This window comes from Pseudonocardia lutea, assembly GCF_042658055.1.
In the GTDB taxonomy this organism is placed as follows: domain Bacteria; phylum Actinomycetota; class Actinomycetes; order Mycobacteriales; family Pseudonocardiaceae; genus Pseudonocardia; species Pseudonocardia lutea.
This window is the reverse complement of the sequence record NZ_JBHSQK010000120.1, coordinates 10,152-29,105: the sequence shown is the minus strand read 5'-3', so window position 1 is coordinate 29,105 and position 18,954 is coordinate 10,152. Positions and strand designations below refer to the sequence as shown.

General features: G+C 76.8%; 7 protein-coding genes. 5 read left to right on the top strand and 2 right to left on the bottom strand.

The genetic code is table 11. The features are described 5' to 3' along the window. Window positions 1-2 precede the first annotated feature (2 nt). Complete coding sequence (locus ACFQH9_RS31220; RefSeq protein ID WP_379571907.1) at window positions 3-683, bottom strand: winged helix-turn-helix transcriptional regulator; 681 nt, start codon at window positions 681-683, stop codon at window positions 3-5. A 73-nt stretch (window positions 684-756) separates the two neighbouring features. Here ACFQH9_RS31220 and ACFQH9_RS31215 point away from each other — a divergent pair, with 73 nt between their 5' ends. Further along, the gene (locus ACFQH9_RS31215; protein WP_379571905.1) at window positions 757-1,908 is read left to right on the top strand and encodes an acyl-CoA dehydrogenase family protein; all 1,152 of its coding nucleotides are present in this window, start codon (window positions 757-759) and stop codon (window positions 1,906-1,908) included. A gap of 113 nt (window positions 1,909-2,021) precedes the next feature. Here ACFQH9_RS31215 and ACFQH9_RS31210 read toward each other — a convergent pair whose 3' ends face one another. Further along, entirely contained in the window at window positions 2,022-2,702 is a 681-nt protein-coding gene (locus tag ACFQH9_RS31210) for a DUF1707 domain-containing protein (protein WP_379571903.1), read from the bottom strand. 630 nt (window positions 2,703-3,332) lie between these two features. Here ACFQH9_RS31210 and ACFQH9_RS31205 point away from each other — a divergent pair. The 4 genes from ACFQH9_RS31205 (at window position 3,333) to ACFQH9_RS31190 (ending at window position 18,944) form a co-directional block, all read left to right on the top strand. Beyond that, window positions 3,333-4,319, top strand: coding sequence for an LLM class F420-dependent oxidoreductase (locus ACFQH9_RS31205; RefSeq protein WP_379571901.1), 987 nt, complete (start codon window positions 3,333-3,335; stop codon window positions 4,317-4,319). Between the two features lie 109 nt (window positions 4,320-4,428). Then, window positions 4,429-5,376, top strand: coding sequence for a site-specific tyrosine recombinase XerD (xerD, locus tag ACFQH9_RS31200; RefSeq protein WP_465269550.1), 948 nt, complete (start codon window positions 4,429-4,431; stop codon window positions 5,374-5,376). Window positions 5,377-5,463: 87 nt separating this feature from the next. Next, the gene (locus ACFQH9_RS31195) at window positions 5,464-5,628 is read left to right on the top strand and encodes a hypothetical protein (protein ID WP_379571897.1); all 165 of its coding nucleotides are present in this window, start codon (window positions 5,464-5,466) and stop codon (window positions 5,626-5,628) included. Between the two features lie 317 nt (window positions 5,629-5,945). Continuing rightward, window positions 5,946-18,944, top strand: a complete 12,999-nt coding sequence (locus ACFQH9_RS31190) for an amino acid adenylation domain-containing protein (RefSeq protein ID WP_417715132.1) — start codon at window positions 5,946-5,948, stop codon at window positions 18,942-18,944. The last annotated feature ends 10 nt before the right edge of the window (window positions 18,945-18,954 follow it).

Here is an 18,954-nt window from a genome sequence, read left to right as displayed (position 1 = left end):
GGTCAGCCGGCCGCGGCCCGGGCCAACCCGCGCCGCACGTACGGGGCGACCGGGCTCAGCCGCAACGCCTGCGGCAGTCGCACCACCACGTCCCGGCGCCCGGAGAGGGACACCCGGCCGTCGGCGCGGACCGTGGCGAGGTCCAGGGCGCCGTCCCACACCTGGTAGAGCACAGCCAGCGGGGACTCGAGGACCGCGTCGACCTCGAAGCCGGGGTCGGTGAAGCAGAGCGACACGTCGTGCGGCTGGATCACGAACCAGAACCGTCGGCGCCGGGCGTCCGGGACGTGGACGTGCAGCACGGTCCTCCGGTCGCCCAGCGGCCCCGGGTCGATCCCGCCGCGGATCCACCACATGAGCGTGGTCGGGTCCAGCTCGTCGGGCCGCGGCTCGCCGAAGGCCCAGCGGGCGCCCCACTCGGCCAGGCCGAAGAGCAGGGGCAACAGCTCCTCGGCGGCGGGTGTCGGGTGGTACTCGCCGTCGGCGTGCACCACCAGACCGGCGCGCTCGAGCTGGCCGAGCCGTTTCGACAGCAGCGCCCGCGACATCCCCGGCAGGCCCCGGGCGAGCTCGTTGAACCGGGTGGCGCCGACGAGCAGGTCACGGACCACGAGCAGGGTCCACCGGTCGCCCAGGATCTCCAGCGACCGCGTGATGGGGCAGTACTGGCCGTAGCGGGACATGCCCGTACATGCTCCTCGGCCCGGTTCAGTTTCGGAACTATCCGGCATCCCGGAACCGCCGGATCCTCCCGGCATGACGACTCTCGCGCAGCCCACGGCGTCCGCTCCGACCGACGCGGACGTCCTCGCCCTCGCCCGGGAGGTCGGCCGGGCCGCCGCGCCCTTCGAGGCGGTGCACGACACCCGGGCCGACTTCGTCGACGAGGCCTACACCGCGATGGCCGAGCTCGGCTACCTGCGCCTCGCCGTCCCGGCCGAGCTCGGCGGGATCGGCGCGACCCTGCGGCAGGTCGTGCTGGCGGAGGAGGAGCTGGGCCGCTGGTCCGGCTCCGCGGCGCTCGCGGCCGCGATGCACCTCTACCTCACCCGCATGCAGGTGTGGCGGCACCGGCGCGGCAAGCCGGACGCGGCCGGGGTGCTACGGCGCATCGCCGGCGAGGGCCTGGTCCTCGCCACCAGCGGTGGCTCCGACTGGGTCTGCCCGACGACCACCGCAACCCCGGTCGAGGGCGGCTACCGGTTCGACGGCCGCAAGACCTTCTGCAGCCAGGCCCCGGTCGCGGGGGTGCTCTCCACCTCCGCGGTGCTCGGCGAGCCGGGGCCCGACGCGGTCATCCTGCACGCCGGGGTGCCGTTCTCGGCGCCGGGGGTCGGCATCGTCGAGACCTGGGACACCCTCGGCATGCGCGGCACCGCCAGCCACGACGTCGTGCTCGACGGGGTCTTCGTGCCGGAGGAGAAGATCCTCGGCACCCGGCCGTACGGGGTGCTCGCCGGTCCGCTGCTCGTCGCGGTGATCCATTTCGCGCCGGTCGCGGCGGCGGCGTACCTGGGGGTGGCGCACGGGGCGTGCGAGGAGGCCGAACGGCTGGTCGTCGGGCGGTCCGAGGTTCCGGCCGCGGCGGTGCGCGGGATCGGGGAGATGCGGGCGCGGCTGCGGGTCGCGCACTGGGCCCTCCTCGCCGCGGTCGACGAGGTCGGCGACGACCCGGCCGCCGACGACCCGACCCTCGACGCGGTGCTGACGGCGAAACGGCACGTCGTCGTCGAGGCGCGGGCGGTCGTGGACCGGGCGCTGGAGGTGGCCGGGGGAGTGGCGTTCTTCCGGAGGTCGCCGCTCGAGCGGGCCTACCGCGACGTGCGGGGCGGCCCGTTCCACCCGCTCACCCCGGAGGCCACGCTCGCCCGGCTCGGCGAGAACGCGCTGGCGGCGGCGCGGGGCTGACGGCGGTTCGCGATCGACGGCGGTCCCACGTCGCTGGGCCCCGGGACCGGCGAGGGGGTCCGGTTCCGGGGAGGGGTCCGGTTCCGGGGAGGGGCCCGGTTCCGGGGACGCGGTCAGGGCCGCAGCGGGCGGCCCTGCGCGTCCGTGGAGCGGCCCGCGAGCAGGACGATCCCGTCGACGAAGCCCCAGATCGCGCCCAGCCCGAAGGTCACCAGGGTGACGATCAGCTGGGCCACGGCGATGCCGTTGTGCCCCGTGTAGAAGCGGCCGATCCCGGCGCCGCCCAGGAACAGCTGCAGCAGGCCCGCGGCCAGCTTGGACTTGTCGGAGTAGGGGATGCCGGTGCCGGGTTCGCGGCCGTACGGCGCGTCGGGGGTGCCGCCCAGGGTGTGGTGCGGCAGGCCGGGCGCGCCGTAGGTCGGGGAGCCGCCGCCGTAGGGCACGGGCGCGTGCCCGGGCCCGTACCCGCCGGTGAAGGGCTGCTGGCCGGTGTACGGCCCGGCGTACCCGGCGGGCAGGCCCGCCGGCGGGCCGTAGGCCTGGCCCGCACCGGTGTGCCCGCCGGGCTCGACCGTGCGGTTCCACAGCGCCGACGGGTGCGGCGCGGGGAGGTCGGTGAACAGGCCGCCCAGGTCGTCGAGCGTCCGTGCGGCCCACGCCTGCGCGACCCGCTCCTCGTACTCGCCGCCGTCGAGCCGGCCGTGCGAGAAGTGCTCCGCGAGCGCCCGGGCGGCGTCCTCGCGCTCGGCGTTGCCGATCCTGACCTGCGGGGGCTCGGGGCGGGGCTCGCTCACGGGACCGACCGTACCCCCGCACGAGGCGCGGACGTCGGCACCCAGCGCAGTATCGCAGAGCCGAGGTGGGTGTGGCGGGGCCGGTGCGCCGGCCCGCACAGACCTCGAGGCGCGGCACACCCGGTGCGGAGCCGTCGGACACCCGGGAGGGCAGCCACACACCCTGTTGACGACGTGTACCGCGACCACGCGGGTGTGCAGCGGGCGCGCCGCCTCGTCGTCCCTCGTCCCTCCGCTCGCGCGAGCTCCGGGGCGAAGACGGACCGCGGCCGCCGCCTCTCCCTGCCGCACACCCCGTGAGGCGCCGTGCCTGCCGTCGACCGGGTGTGCCCTGAAGATCACGGGTGTGAGAGCCGCCCCGGGCGGTTGTGGGAGGGCCGCCCGGGTGTGTGCCGGCTGACCGGTGGGGTCGACCGGGTGCGACCGCTGAGCCTGAGCGGTTGTGGGAGGGCCGACCGGTTGTGCGAGGACTGACCGGTTGTGCGAGGGCTGACCGGTTGTGCGAGGGCTGGCCGTTGTGCGAGGGCTGACCGGTTGTGCGAGGGCCGGTCCGGTCGGTGGCGTCCGGCGGGAACCGGCAGCACGCCCGCACGCCCGGCGTGCGGTGGTTCCCGGTCCTAGGCTCGGGTCATGCGCTTCGGTCTCTTCGTTCCCCAGGGCTGGCGGCACGATCTCGTCGGCATCGACCCCGCCGAGCAGTGGGCGGTGATGAAGGGGCTCGCGGCCCACGCCGACGCGGGCCCGTGGGAGTCGATCTGGGTGTACGACCACTTCCACACCGTCCCGGCGCCGACCGACCAGGCCACCCACGAGGCGTGGACGCTGATGGCGGCGTTCGCGGCGTCGACCGAGCGGGTCCGCCTCGGCCAGATGTGCACGTGCATGGCCTACCGCAACCCGGCGTACCTGGCGAAGGTCGCCGCGACCGTCGACGTCGTGTCCGGCGGGCGCGTGGAGATGGGCATCGGCGGCGGCTGGTACGAGCACGAGTGGCGGGCCTACGGCTACGGCTTCCCGCCGCCGAAGGACCGGCTCGGGATGCTCGACGAGGGCGTGCAGATCTTCCGGCAGGCCTGGCAGAAGGGCGTGGCGACCCTGGACGGCACGCACTACCGGGTCGACGGCGCGATCTGCGAGCCGCGGCCGATCCAGGACGGCGGCATCCCCATCTGGATCGCGGGCGGCGGGGAGAAGGTCACGCTGCGGATCGCGGCGCGGTACGCCGACTACACCAACTTCGACGGCAGCCCCGAGGGCTTCACCGCGAAGTCCGAGGTCCTCGCCCGGCACTGCGGGGAGCTCGGCACCGACTTCGAGGCGATCGTCCGGACGGCGAACTACAACGTCGCCGTCGGCGCCACGGAGGCCGAGGTCTCCGACCGGCTGCGGCAGCTGGTCGACCGGCTGACCCCGTACGTCGGCAAGGAGAAGGCAGAGGCGCAGCTCGGCGGCTTCCGCGGACTGCCGGGCGTCGGCACGCCGGAGCAGATCGTGGAGAACCTGCGCGGGATGCAGGAGCGCGGGATGACCTACGGGATCTTCTACTTCCCCGAGGCCGCCTACGACCGCTCGGGCATCGAGCTCTTCGAGCGCGAGGTCATCCCGAACCTGGCCTGACCACGGAAGGGGTCCCGCACGCCCGGGACGAGTGCGACCGGACGCGTTGTGGATCCATCCTGCGTGTGGGAGACGAGGCCGGCCGCGTCGTGGATCCATAATGCGGCGCATGGGCACGCGGGTGGCGGACGGGGTGGAGGCCTTCCTCGCCCACCTCGCCGTCGAGCGCGGCAGCGCGGCGAACACCCTGCGCTCCTACACGACCGACCTCGATCGCTACCGGGCCCACCTGCAGGAGCGGGGGATCGACGACCTCGCCGCGGTCACCGAGGCCGACGTCACCGACTTCGTCGCGGCGCTGCGCAGCGGGGAGGCGCCGCTGGCGGCGTCGTCGGCGGCGCGGGCGCTCGCGGCGGTGCGCGGCCTGCACCGGTTCGCGACGCGCGACGGGCTGGTGCCCAAGGACGTCGCCCGCGCCGTCACCCCGCCCGCGCTGCCCCGCCGGTTGCCCAGGACGCTCACGGTCGACCAGGTCGAGCAGCTCCTGGCGGGCTGCGTGGGCGACGGCCCCACCGCGCTGCGCGACCGCGCCCTGCTCGAGCTGCTCTACTCGACGGGCGCGCGCATCTCCGAGGCGGTCGGGCTCGACCTCGACGACCTCGACCCGGGCTCGCGGACGGTCCTCTTGCGCGGCAAGGGCGGCAAGCAGCGGATCGTGCCGGTGGGCCGCCCGGCGCTCGCCGCCGTCGACGCCTACCTGGTACGCGCCCGGCCCGGCCTGGCCACCGCGGGCCGCGGCACCCCGGCCCTGCTGCTCAACGCCCGCGGCGCCCGGCTCTCCCGGCAGAGTGCCTGGCACGCCCTGCGCGCGGCCGCCGACACCGCGGGCCTCGATCCCACCGCCGTCTCGCCGCACACCCTGCGGCACTGCTTCGCCACGCACCTGATGGCCGGCGGCGCCGACGTCCGGGTGGTGCAGGAGCTGCTCGGCCACGCGTCCGTGACCACCACGCAGGTCTACACGCACGTCACCGTCGACGCCCTCCGGGAGGTCTACGCGACCGCGCACCCCCGGGCCCTCGGGACCGGACGCACCGGACGGACCGGGCACCGCTAACGTCCGGGCCGATGATCGCGACACGGGCGTCCCGGCTGGTCCTGCTCCCCGTCCTCGCCGTGCTGCTCGCCGGCTGTGGCGGGCGACGTGGACGTGCTCCTCCCGATCGGCCCCGTCTACCGCGTCGACGCCGGGACCACCGCCGGCTCGGTCGAGGTCGACGTCGCCGACGACCCGGGAGCCGACGCCACCGTCAGTGCACACAGCGCCGCGGGGGACGTGCGCGTGGCCCACTCCCGCGCGCAGGGCTGACCAGCGGGAAGCTCGCCCGGAGCCGTCGGGCCCGGCCGGGCTCACCGGACTCGTTCACATCTCAACGTCACGGTCGGTCGCGCTCTGTTGCTTTCCTCACCCGAACGGCCGTGGCCCGGCGCTTGCATACGGCCCTGTCGCCTGGTTTGTTAAGTAAGCCTAACCGCGTGTGAGTGCAGCCTTCCCGGTCGTGCGCCGAGGGGTCTGCCGGCGGGCCCCGCGGCTCCCCCCTGCGCGCGTGACGGCCCGACGAACTCGACGAGAAGGCGGTGTCACGAGTGAGCGTGCCCCCCGCACTCGGTACCCGTACCGGCGCGATGCTCGCCCTGTCGGCCGCGCAGCTCGGGGTGTGGAACGCCCAGCGGCTGGACCCGCAGTCGCGCAGCTACCTGGTCGGCGAGGTCCTGGAGATCTCCGCCGGCGAGGGCGGCGACCCGATCGACGTCGCGGCGCTCGGCGACGCCGTGCGCGCCACGATCGACGAGGCCGAGACCCTGCGGCTGCGCCTGCACGACACTCCGGACGGTCCACGCCAGACCGTGTCCGACGAGCCGGCCGCCCGGCCCCGCGTCGTCGACCTGCGGGGGGAGCGCAACCCGGTCGCGGTCGCACACGCGCTGGTCGACGCCGAGCGCTCGCGCGCCGCCGAGGCCTGCCGCGGCATGGTCGACCGTCCCCTGTGCACCCACACGCTGGTGCGCCTGTCCGACCAGGACGTGTGGTGCATCCAGCTGTACCACCACCTGATCGTGGACGGGTACAGCGCGGCGATGCTGTCCCGCCGGGTCGCGGCCCAGTACACCGCGCGGGTGACCGGCACCGAGCCGCCGAGGGCGACCTTCGGGTCGATCGCCGATCTGATCGCGAAGGACCGCGAGTACGAGGCGAGCGAGCGTTTCGTCCGCGACCGCGAGTTCTGGCGCGACCTCCTGACCCCGCTGCCGGAGCTCGACGGCCGCCGGGACGCGCCCGAGGGCCCGGCGGACCGCACGCTGCACGCCCGCGCCTTCGTCCCGGCGGCGACGCTCGACCGGCTCGAGGCGCTGGCCGACGACACCGGCACCACCTGGGCCGAGACGCTCATCGCCTGCTACGCGGGCTTCCTGCACCGGCTGCGCGGTGAGTCCGACCTGGTCGTCGCCCTGCCGATGATGGCGCGCACCGGGGCGGCGGCGCTGCGGACACCGGCGATGGCGGTCAACGTGCTGCCGCTGCGGCTGACCGTCCGCGGTGGCGACCGGCTCGGCGACCTCGCCCGGCAGGTGGGCCGGGCGATGCTCGGCATGCGGGCCCATCAGCGGTATCGCGGTGAGAACCTGCCGCGCGACCTCGGCGTCCCCGGTGCGGGCGCGCTCCTGCACGGCATCGGGATCAACGTCAAGGCCTTCGACCTCACGCTGGACTTCGCCGGCGCCGTCGGCGTCCTGCGCAACGTCGCCGGCGGCCCGCCGGAGGACCTCGGGCTCACCGTGACCCCGCAGCGCGGCGGCGGGCTGATGCTCGGCTTCGAGGTCGACGCGCGGTCCACCTCCCAGGCCACCGTCGACCGCCGGATGGCGGCGCTGGTGCGCATGATCGAGGGTCTGACGGGCACGGACGACCCGGCCGTGGGCCAGGTGGACCTGCTCGGCCCGCAGGAGCGGGCCCGGCTGCTCGCCGAGCGCACGCCCGCCGCACTGCCCGGCACCCCGGACCTCGCGCCGGCGGTCCTCGACCGCCTCGCCGCCGAGCACCCCGACGCGATCGCGCTGGTGCACGACGCGGAGCGGCTCACCACCGCCGAGCTCGCCGGGCGGGTGCACCGGCTCGCGCGAGCGTTGCGGCGCAGAGGGATCGGGCCCGACGACGTCGTCGCGCTGGCCCTGCCCCGCTCGGTCGACCTCGTCGTCGCGCTGCTCGGCGTGCTCGACGCCGGCGCCGCCTACACCGTGCTCGACCCCGACCATCCCGAGGAGCGGCTGCGCACCCTCCTCGCGGCGACCCGCCCGGCGCTCGTCCTGGGCGCCGGCCTGCCGGGCGCCGAGATCCTCGGGACCGACGGGCTCCCCGACGGTCCGCTGAGCGAGGCCGAGCTCGCGGCGCCACGGCACCCCGAGCACCTCGCCTACGTGATCCACACCTCCGGCTCCACCGGCACCCCGAAGGGTGTCCTGGTGCGCCACGCCGGCCTGGCGGCGCTCCTGCACCACCACCGCACCACCCTCTACGCCGCGGCGGAGCAGCGCGCCGGGCGCCGGCTGCGGACCGCGCACACCGCCTCCTTCTCCTTCGACGCCTCGCTCGACCAGCTGATCTGGCTGCTGTGCGGGCACGAGATGCACCTCTACGCCGGCGACCTGCTCAAGGACGCGGCCGGGCTGGTCGCGGCCTTCGCCCGCGACGGCATCGACTGCGTCGACCTGACCCCGTCGATGGCTGCGGCGCTGGTGGACCAGGGCCTGCTGGACGGTCCGCACCGGCCGGTGCAGCTCGTCCTCGGCGGCGAGGCGGCGCCCGCCTCGCTCTGGGAGCGGATCACCCGCTCCGGGGTGGTGGCGCACAACCTCTACGGCCCCACCGAGGCGACGGTCGACGCCACCGCCGCGCCGGTCGAGGGCGCCACCCCGACCATCGGGCGGCCGCTGGCCGGCACCCGCGCCCACCTGCTCGACGCCGCGCTGGCCCCGGTCCGGGACGGCGAGCGGGGCGAGCTCTACCTGGCCGGCCCGCACCTGGCCCGCGGCTACCTGGGCCGCCCCGGCGCCACTGCCGAGCGCTTCCTGCCGGACCCCTTCGGCGCCCCCGGCGACCGGATGTACCGCACCGGCGACGTCGCCGTCTGGACCCCGGGCCGCGGCCTGGAGTTCGCCGGCCGCGGCGACGGCCAGGTCAAGATCCGCGGGTTCCGGGTGGAGCTCGGCGAGGTCGAGTCCGCGCTGACCGCGGTGGAGGGCGTCACCGCCGCGGCCGCGCTCGTCCGCACCGACGGCGGTCGGCCGATGCTGGTCGGGTACGTGACGGGCGCCGTCGAGCCGGACCGGGTGCGCTCCGCGCTGGCCGCGCGGCTGCCCGAGCACCTGGTGCCCGCGGCCGTCGTCGTGCTCGACGCGCTGCCGGTCACCGTGAGCGGCAAGCTCGACCGCGGCGCGCTGCCCGCGCCCCGGCCGGCCGGTTCCGGCCGCGCCCCGACGACGCCGGTGGAGCGCGTGCTGTGCGAGGTCGTCGGCGAGGTGCTCGGCCAGGAGGGCGTCGGCCCCGACGACGACTTCTTCGGCCTCGGCGGCGACAGCATCACCGCCATCGGCGTGAGCAGCCGGGCCCGGGCCCGCGGGCTGGACCTGCGCCCGAAGGACCTGCTGTCGCGCCGGGCCCTCGGCGCGCTGGCCGCGGAGGTCCGCGAGGCGGCGGCCGGTCGCCCGGCCACCCCGGACGTGGCGACGGGCTCGGCCCCGGCCACCCCGATCGTCCGCGCGCTGCTGGACCCGAACCCCGACGACGAGGCGATCGCGGGCTACGCCCAGTGGACCGTCGTGCAGGTGGACGAGCCGATCGAGCCGGCCGAGCTCGTCGCGGGCGTCCGGGCCGTGCTGGACCGGCACGACGCCCTGCGGACCGTGCTGCGCGGCAAGGGACCCGACGCCGAGCTCATCGTGCGCGACGGTGGTGCCGTCCGGGCCGGGGAGATCGTCCGCGAGGGCTTCGGCGAGCCCGCGGAGATCGCCGCGCAGGAGGCCGCCGCGCTCGACCCGCGGGCGGGGGAGACCCTGCGCGTGGTGCTGCTGCGCCGCTCGTGCGCCGGTCCGGACGAGATCGTGGTCGTGGCGCACCATCTCGTCGTCGACGGGGTGTCGTGGCGGGTGCTGCTGCCCGACCTGCAGGAGGCCTGCACCGCCGCCCGGGAGCACCGCGCGCCGCGCTTCGCCCCGCGCGGCGGTTCGTGGCGGCGGCACGCGCTCGGGCTGGCCGAGGAGGGCAGGTCCGGGGCGCGGCGCGGGGAGCTGGCGCACTGGCGTTCCGCACTGGCCGCCGTGGAGCCGCTCGGCGAGCGGCACGTCGGCCCCGCTGACACGGTGGCCACCGCGGCGTGCACCCGCACGACGCACGCGCCCGAGGTCGCCGACGCGCTGCTCACCGTGCTGCCGGAGAAGTACCGGGCCGGCGCGGAGGACGTGCTGCTGGCCGCGCTCGTGCTCGCCGTCCGCTCGTGGCGGGGCCCGGCAGCGACGGGGGCCCGCGCGGTGTCGCTGGAGCGGCACGGCCGGGAGCACCCGCAACTGGACCTCGCGGGGACGGTCGGCTGGTTCACCGGGGAGTTCCCCGTCCGGGTGCCGGACGGGCTCACGGACGACGACCTCGACGACGCCCTCGCGGGCGGCCCGGCCGCCGGGCGGCTGCTGCGGGCGGCGAAGGAGGCCCTGCGCGCGGTGCCGGGCGCGGGCACCGGGTTCGGGGTGCTGCGGTACCTCGACCCGGAGACCGCGCCCTCGCTCGGTGCGGCTCCGACGCCCGCGCTCCTGCTCAATCACCTCGGCCGCTTCGCCGAGCTGCCCGGCTGGCGGCTGCCCGCCGAGGACCCGTTCGCGGTCGTCGAGCCGGCGGCCAAGCGGCTGGCGGAGACCCTGGCGCTCAACGTCTTCGTGCACCCCGACGGCCGGCTCGCCGTCGAGTGGACCGCCGCGTCCGCGGTGCTGGGACCGGGCGACGTGGAGGCGCTGCAGGGGCACTGGGACCTGGCCCTGGAGGCGCTGGCCGCGCACGCCGCCCTCGCCCCCGGCGGGCTCACCCCGTCGGACTGCCCCGGAACCGGCGTCGACCAGGAGGGGATCGACGCGCTGGAGGCCGCGCACGGCCCGCTCGCCGAGCTGCTGCCGCTCTCCCCGCTGCAGGAGGGCCTGCTGTTCCACGCCGTCCGCGACGGCGCCCGGGACGTCTACACCCTCACCGCCCGCTTCGACCTCGCCGGCCCGCTCGAGGCCGAGCGGTTGCGCGGCGCCGTCGAGGGGCTGCTGGCGCGGCACCACAACCTGCGCGCCGCGTTCCACTTCGAGGAGCTCGACCGCCCGGTACAGGCGATCCCGCGCACCGTGTCGCTGCCGTGGCGCGAGGTGGACCTGACCGCCCTGCCGGAACGCGCGGCCGCCCGGGCTGCGGACCGGCTGGAGGACGAGGCCGCCACGCACGTGTTCGACGTGCGCGTGCCGCCGCTGCTGCGCGGCCTGCTGATCCGGCTGCCCGGCGCGCGGCACCGGCTGGTGCTCAACGCGCACCACCTGCTCACGGACGGCTGGTCGACGCCGATCGTGCTGCGCGACCTGCTCGAGCTCTACCACCGCGGCGCCGACCACCTGCCGGCTCCGGCGCCCTACCGGACCTACCTCGCCTGGCTCGCCGGCCGCGACCGGGCGGCGCAGCAGGCCGCGTGGGCGGACCGGCTCGCGGGCCTGGGCGCCCCGACGCTGGTGGCGTCGGGGCGGCCGTCCGAGGAGCGGGCGCGGCTCACGGTCCCGCTCGGGGCGGAGACCGCCGCCGCCCTGGCCGTGCTCGGGCGCGAGCGCGGGCTGACGCTGAACACGCTGGTCCAGGGCTCCTGGGCGGCCGTGCTGGCCGAGACCACCGGGCTCGACGACGTCGTCTTCGGCGCGACGGTGTCCGGCCGGCCGGCGGACCTGCCGGGCGTCGAGGGCATGGTCGGGCTGTTCAGCAACACCATCCCCGGCCGGCTGACGCTGCGCCGGGACCGGCCGCTGCTGCCGCAGTTCGCCGAGCTGCAGGCGGCCCAGTTCGCGATGCAGGAGGTCGAGCACGCGAGCCTCGCCGAGATCGAGCGGACGGCCGGACGCGGGCCGCTGTTCGACACCCTCGTGGTGTTCGAGAACTTCCCGGCCGGTCCCGCTCGGGGCGCCGACGACCCGTTGCGGGTCGAGGGGGTCGCGCACCGCGGGGTCACCCACTATCCGGTGACGCTGCTCGCCCCGCCCACGGCGCCCGGTGCGGGCCTGGAGCTGGTCCTCGACCACGATCCGGGTGCGGTGCCCGAGGACCGGGCCGTGCGGATGGCGACCCGGCTCGCCGAGATCCTCTCCAAGCTGCTCAGCGAGCCGGAACGGGACGCCGCGGAGCTCGTGCGGTTCGGTGCCGGCGAGGTGCGTCCGGCGGTTCCGGTCGATCGGCCCGACGACGTCGGGAACGGCGCCGCGAACCCGGTCGGGGACCGCATCGGGACCCCGGTCGCGGACGCGCCCGTGGCGCCGGACGGGGCGGTCCTGGCCGTGGTCCGGGAGGCCGCGGCCGCGGTCCTGGAGGTACCCGACGTGGGTCCCGACGAGGACTTCTTCGGGCTCGGCGGGCACTCGCTCACCGCGATGCGCCTGGTCGGGCGGCTCCGCCGGGCCGGGGTGCGGCTCACCGTGCCGCAGGTGTTCGAGGCTCCGACCCCGCGTGCGCTCGCCGGGCTCGCGGAGGTCGCCGAGCAGCGGCTGGCGGCCACGGTCCGGGCGGGCACCTCCGACGAGCCCGCCACCGCCGTTCCCGACCAGCGCTCGGTGGGCTGCGCTCCGGTGGTCCGGGCCGATCCCGACGCCGTCCCGCTCTCGCCCGCCCAGGAGCGGTTGTGGTTCCTGCAGCAGCTCGAGGGCCCGTCGACCACCGACGACCTCCCGGTGGTCGCGCGGATCCGGGGCGCCCTCGACCACGAGGCCCTGATGGCCGCGTGGGCGGACGTGCAGGACCGGCACGCGGTCCTGCGCACCGTGTACCCGGCGGACGCCGACGGCGCCGCCACGACCCGCGCGCTCACCGAGCCCGCCCCGCTCGCCGTCCGTCCCGTCGACGCGTCCGCCGTCGACGAGGAGATCGCGGCCTGCCGGGCGCGGCCGGTCGACCTCGCGACCGACGCCCCCGCCCGCGCGACGCTGCTGGTCACCGGGCCCGAGGACCACGTCCTCGTGCTCGTGGTGCACCACATCGCCGCCGACGAGGGCTCGATCCGCCCGCTGCTCGCCGACTTCGACCGCGCCTACACCGCCCGCGTCGCCGGAACCGCTCCGACGTGGGATCCCGCCGGGGCGACCTACGCCGACCACGCCCGCCGCGAGCGCAGGTTCCTCGCCGAGGACGCCCTCGCCGAGCAGACGGCGTACTGGCGGGCCCGGCTGGCCGGGCTGCCGGCCGAGCTCGACCTGCCGTTCGACCACCCGCGGCCGGCCCGCCCCGCGCACCGTGGCCGCGCCCTGCAGCGACCGTTGCCCGCGCACGTCCGGACCGCGATCACCGAGGCCTGCGCCGAGCACCACGTGACGCCGCTGATGGTGCTGCAGGCCGCCGTCGCGCTCACCTGGAGCACACTCGGCGCCGGGCGCGACGTCCCGCTCGGGTCCACCGTCGCCCGCCGCGGCCCCGACACCGGCGGACAGGACTTCACCCACACCGTCGGCCACTTCGTCAACACCCTGGTGGTGCGCTGCGACCTGACCGGCCGGCCGTCGTTCGCCGAGCTCCTCGGCCGCGTCCGGGACACCGCGCTCGAGGCGCTGGCCCACCAGGACCTGCCCTTCGAGCGGCTGGTCGAGCTGCTCGCGCCGCCGCGGAGCACGGCCCGGCACCCGCTGTTCCAGACCGCCGTCGCCCACGAGGGCCGCGTCGCCCCGAGCCCGCTCGGCGACCTGGTGCTGGAGCCGATCGACCCGGTCCGCGAGGACGCCCGGTTCGACGTGGCGGTCCGGCTGGTCGACGACGAGCACGCGCCCGACCGGGGAGCGGCGCTGCGCCTCGTCGCCGACGCGGAGCTGTTCGACGAGTCGACCGCCGGGTTCCTGCTCGACGCGCTCCTCCACGTCCTCGAGCAGGGCCTGGCCGCGCCGGCCGCCCCGATCAGCACGATCAGGTTGCCGCGCAGCGAGACCGCCGACCCGCCGCGGCGCACCGCCGCGCCGGCCGGGGTCGCGGCCGGGTTCGCCGCGCAGGCCCGGCGCACCCCGGACGCCCCGGCGCTGGTAGCGGACGGCCGCACGCTGACCTACGGTGAGCTCGCCGCGCGGGTCGACGCCCTCGCCGCCCGGCTGCGCGCCGCGGGGGCCGCACCGGAGACCGTGGTCGCCGTCGCCCTGCCCCGCACCGCCGACCTCGTCGTGGGGCTGCTGGCGGTGCTGCGGACGGGGGCGGCGTACCTGCCCCTCGACGTCGACTACCCGGCCGAGCGGCTGCAGTACATGATCGACGACGCGGGTCCGGTCGCCACCCTGACCAGCGCCGCCGTCACGGACCGGTTGCCGCGCAACGCCCCGGCCGCGATCCGGGCCGACGAGGCCGACCATGCCGACCGTGCCGACCGTGCCGACCGTGCCGACCGTGCCGACGAGGCCGGCGGAGCGCCCGACCTCCCCGGGCCGCCCGCCCCCGGCGACCACCTCGCCTACGTCATCCACACCTCGGGGTCCACCGGACGCCCCAAGGGCGTCATGGTCACCACCGCGAACCTCGCCGCGTTCGTGGAGACCGTGGTCGGCGAGGGCTGGGTCCGCCCCGGCGACCGGCTCGTCGCGGTGACCACGGTGTCGTTCGACATCGCGGTGCTGGAGCTGCTCGCGCCGCTCGTCGCGGGCGCGACCGTGGTGCTGGCGGACCGGGCCGCCGTGCTGGACCCCGACGCCCTCCACGCCCTGATCCGCAGCGAGGGCGCGACCGTCGTGCAGGCCACCCCGTCGCTCTGGCGGGCCCTGACCGAGCACGAGGACGCCCCTCGGCTCGGCGGCGTCCGCGCCCTGGTGGGCGGCGAGGCGCTGCCCGCCGACCTGGCGGCGGACCTCACCGCGCGGTGCGCCGCCGTGCGCAACGTCTACGGCCCGACCGAGGCCACGGTGTGGGCGACGTGTGCCGACCTCGCCCCGGGCGGGCCGGTCACCATCGGGGCCCCGTGGACGGACGTCCACGTGCGGATCCTCGACGACGACCTGCGCCCGGTGGCGGACGGCGTCGCCGGCGAGCTGTACCTCGGTGGGGCCCAGGTGGTCCGCGGGTACCTCGGCCGGCCGGGCATGACCGCGGCCCGGTTCGTCGCCGCCGCCGGGGGCGAGCGCCTCTACCGCACGGGCGACCTCGTGCGCCGCCGTGCCGGCCGGATCGAGTTCCTCCGCCGGGTCGACGACCAGGTCAAGGTCCGCGGCTTCCGGATCGAGCTGGGCGAGGTCGAGGGCGCGCTCGCGGCCGCCGACGGGGTGGCCCGCGCCGCGGCCGTCGTCCGCGCGGACCGCGCCGGGACGGGCCGGTTGCTCGGGTACGTGGTTCCCGCGCCGGGCCGGACGGTCGATCCCGCCGCGGTGCGGGCCGCGGCCGGACGGCTGGTGCCGGACTACATGGTCCCGCAGGTCGTCACCGTGCTCGACGCCCTGCCGCTCACCCTCAACGGCAAGGTCGACCGCAGGGCGCTGCCCGAACCGGCCGCGGTGGGCCCGGCGCCCCGCGCCCGGGACGCGGCGGCCGGGTGGGCGGAGCTGCCGCTCGGGCCGCTGCAGGAGGGCATGTACTTCCAGTCCACGCTCGCCGCGGGCGGTACGGACGTCTACCTGGTGCAGCAGCGGTTCGACTTCGCGCGGACCCCGGACGTCGCGCGGCTGCGCGCCGCGGGGGACGCGCTGCTGCGGCGCTACCCCAACCTGCGGGCCGGGTTCACCCACGCCGGCCGGACCGAGCCGGTCCAGGTCGTCGGGCCCGAGGTGCCCATGCCCTTCCGCGAGGTCCACCTGGCCGACGAGGCCGAGCTCGCGGGCCTCGACGAGCGCGAGTTCGCCGCGGGCTTCGACCTGGCCGCGCCGCCGCTGGTCCGGATGCTGCTGGCACACCTGCCCGACGGACGGGCCCGGCTGGTGTTCACGCAGCACCACCTGCTGGTCGACGCCTGGTCGATCACGGTGCTGCTCGGCGAGCTGTTCGCGCTGTACGAGGGCGGGGACCACACCGAGCTGCCCGCCCCGGCCGACTTCCGCGACTACCTGGACTGGGCCGCGGCCGTCGACCGGCCGGCGGCGGAGGAGGCCTGGCGGGCCCACCTCGCGGGCCTCGCGCAGCCGACCCTGGTCGCAGCGGAGCGGCGGCCCGCCGCCGTGGAGCGTGCTCCGCTGCCGGTCCGCCGCCACGTCGAGATCGACCGGGGGACCACCGCCGCCCTGTGGGACCTGGCCGCACGACTCGGCGTCACCCGCTCGACGGTCGTCGCCACCGCCTGGGGCCTCGCGCTGCGCGGCCTCACCGGGGTCGACGACGTCGTGTTCGGGGCGACCGTCTCCGGGCGGCCCGCGGAGGTCGACGACGTGGACCGCATGGTCGGCCTGCTGCTCAACACGGTGCCGGTCCGGCTGACGGTGCGGCCGGGCGAGCGGGTCGCCGACGTGCTGCGGCGGGTCTTCGCCGAGCAGGGCCGGCTGACCGCGCACCATCACCTGGGGCTGGGCCGCCTGCAGCGCGCGGCGGGCCACCCGACCCTGTTCGACACGCTCTACGTGTTCCGCAACGCCCCGCGGAACGCCGCGCAGCGCCGCGAGGTGCTGGCCCGGCACGGGATCAGCACCGTGGAGGCCGTCGACGGGACGCACTACGCGCTGACCCTCGACGTCGACCCGGCCGGCGGCGACGACGGCGAGGCGCTCGTGATCGCGATCGAGTCCCGGCCGGACCTCGTGCCCGACGCCGAGGCCGCCGCCCACCTGGACCGGCTGGCCGCCGTGCTCCGAACGCTGACCGACCCGGACGCACGGGTCGCCGACACCGCGGTCCCGCCCGCCGGCACGCCGGTCGAGTTCGCGCCGCCGCGGGTGGCCGTGCCGGTGCCGGGCGAGCCCGGCGGCAGCGTCGACGCGCTGCTGCGCGAGCGGGCCGCTGCGACACCCGACGCCACCGCGCTCGTGTTCGGCGACACCCGGCACACCGCGCGCGAGATGGACGAGCGGGTCACCCGGCTGGCAAAGGTCCTCGCCGACCGCGGGGCCGGGTCGGGGGAGACGGTGGCGCTCGCCCTGCCGCGAACCGCCGACCACGTGGTCGCGATTTTCGCGGTGATGCGCACCGGGGCGGCGTACCTGCCGCTGAACCTGGCCGAGCCGGCCGCGCGGCGGGCCGAGCTGGTCGCCGACGCCGGCGCCGCGCTCGTCGTCACCACGCGGGCGGAGAGCGGGACCGCTGGGGTGGCCGAGGTCCTGCTGGAGGACGTCGCCGCCGTCCTCGACGGCACGGTCCGGGCCCCGGACCGCGAGGTCCCCGGGCCGACACACCCGGACCAGCCCGCGTACGTGATCTACACGTCGGGCTCGACGGGTCGGCCGAAGGGCGTCGTCGTGGGGCACCGCGGGCTCACCGCGATGTACCACAACCACGTCGCCGAGATCTTCGGGCCGACCGCCCGGGGCCGCGGCAGGCTGCGGATCGCGCACACCGTGTCGTTCTCGTTCGACATGTCCTGGGAGGAGCTGTTCTGGCTGCTCGCGGGCCACGAGGTGCACGTGATCGACGAGCGGGCGCGGCTGGATCCCGCCTCGCTCGTGCGGCACTACCGCGAGGTCGGCATCGACGTGGTCAACGTGACGCCGTCGTACGCCCGCGAGCTCCTCGCCGGCGGGCTGCTCGACGGCGAGCGGCATCCCGCCCTGGTGATGCTGGGCGGGGAGGCGGTGCCGCCGGAGCTGTGGACGCGGCTGCGCGAGCAGGAGGGCGTCGACGGCTACGACCTCTACGGACCGACCGAGTTCACGATCAACGCGATGGGCTCGCCGGTGCAGGGCAGCCCGACACCGTGCCTGGGCCGCCCGGTCCGCAACGCCCGCGCCCGGGTCCTCGACAGCGGGCTGCGCGAGGTGCCGGTCGGCGGGGTCGGCGAGCTCTACCTGTCCGGCGACGGCACCGCACACGGCTACCTCGGCCGGCCCGGCCTCACCGCGGCCTCCTTCGTGGCGGACCCGTACGGGAGCGGCACGCGGATGTACCGCACCGGCGACCTGGTGCGCCGCCGGCCCGACGGCGAGCTGCAGTACCTCGGCCGCACGGACGGCCAGGTCAAGGTCCGCGGGTTCCGGGTCGAGCTCGGCGAGGTCGAGGCCGCCCTGGCCCGCTGCCCCGGCGTGACCCGGGCGGCGGCCGCGGTGAAGGACGGCCGGCTGGTGGGGTACGTGATCGGCGAGCCGGTCGGCGACGTCCGGGCCGCGCTGCGGGAGACCCTGCCGGGTCACCTCGTGCCGTCCGAGGTCGTGTCCGTGGCGGCGATGCCGTTGACGCCCAACGGGAAGCTCGACCGCGCGGCGCTGCCCGCGCCGCCGCCGCAGCCCGCCGCCCGCGCGCCGGAGGACGACCGCGAGCGGGCGCTGTGCCGGCTCGTGGGCGAGGTCCTCGGCCTGCCCGCCGGGACGGTCGACCCCGAGGAGTCCTTCTTCGACCTCGGCGGCGACTCGCTCACCGCGATGCGGCTGGCCGGCGCGATCGAGCGGGACCTGGGCGAGGCGGTCGGGGTCGGGGCGCTGATGGCGCACCCGACGGTCGCCGAGCTCGCGGCCCTGCTGGGTGCCAGGGGCGAGGCACCGCGGGGCCGCGACCACGTCCTGACCCTGCGGCCGGGCGGCTCCGCGGCACCGCTGTTCTGCGTCCACCCGGCCGGGGGCTTCGCCTGGCCCTTCGCCGGGCTCGTGCCGCACCTGCCGGAGGACCGGCCGGTGCTGGGCCTGCAGCTGCCGAGCCTGTCCGGGGCGGACGTGCCCGAGCGGACGGTCGACGAGCTCGCCACCCGGTACGTCGCCACCGTCCGGCAGATCCAGCCCGCCGGCCCGTACCACCTGCTCGGCTACTCGTTCGGCGGCGTCGTCGCCCACGCGATGGCCGCGCAGCTGGCGGCCGCGGGGGAGCGGGTCGCCTTCACCGGGCTGCTCGACAGCCGCCCGCCGGGGCCGGACTACGCCGGTGCCGCGGTCGACGACGTCCAGGACCTGCCGGCCGAGGCCGGCGAGAACCTGCGCGCGGCCGTCCGCGCGGCCACCGCGACCTGCCTGCGCCTCGGCGCGGCGTCCGCTCCGGCCCGGTACGACGGGCCGGTCACCCTCGTCGAGGCCACGGGCGCCTCGACCGACGGGTCGACGGCGGACCCGGGTCCGCTCGCCGCGGCATGGCGGGGCATGCCCGGCAGCGGCGCACTCACCGTGCACCCGGTCCCGCTGGACCACGCCGGGCTGGTGTCCCCGGCGGGGTGGGCCCGCACCGGGCCCCTGATCGCGGCCGCGCTGTCGGCACCCGCCGACGGCACGGCCCGTGACACCGCGCCGACCAGCCGGGTCGACGCCGATCCCGCGACCCCCGGGTCGCCCTGATGAGAGGACC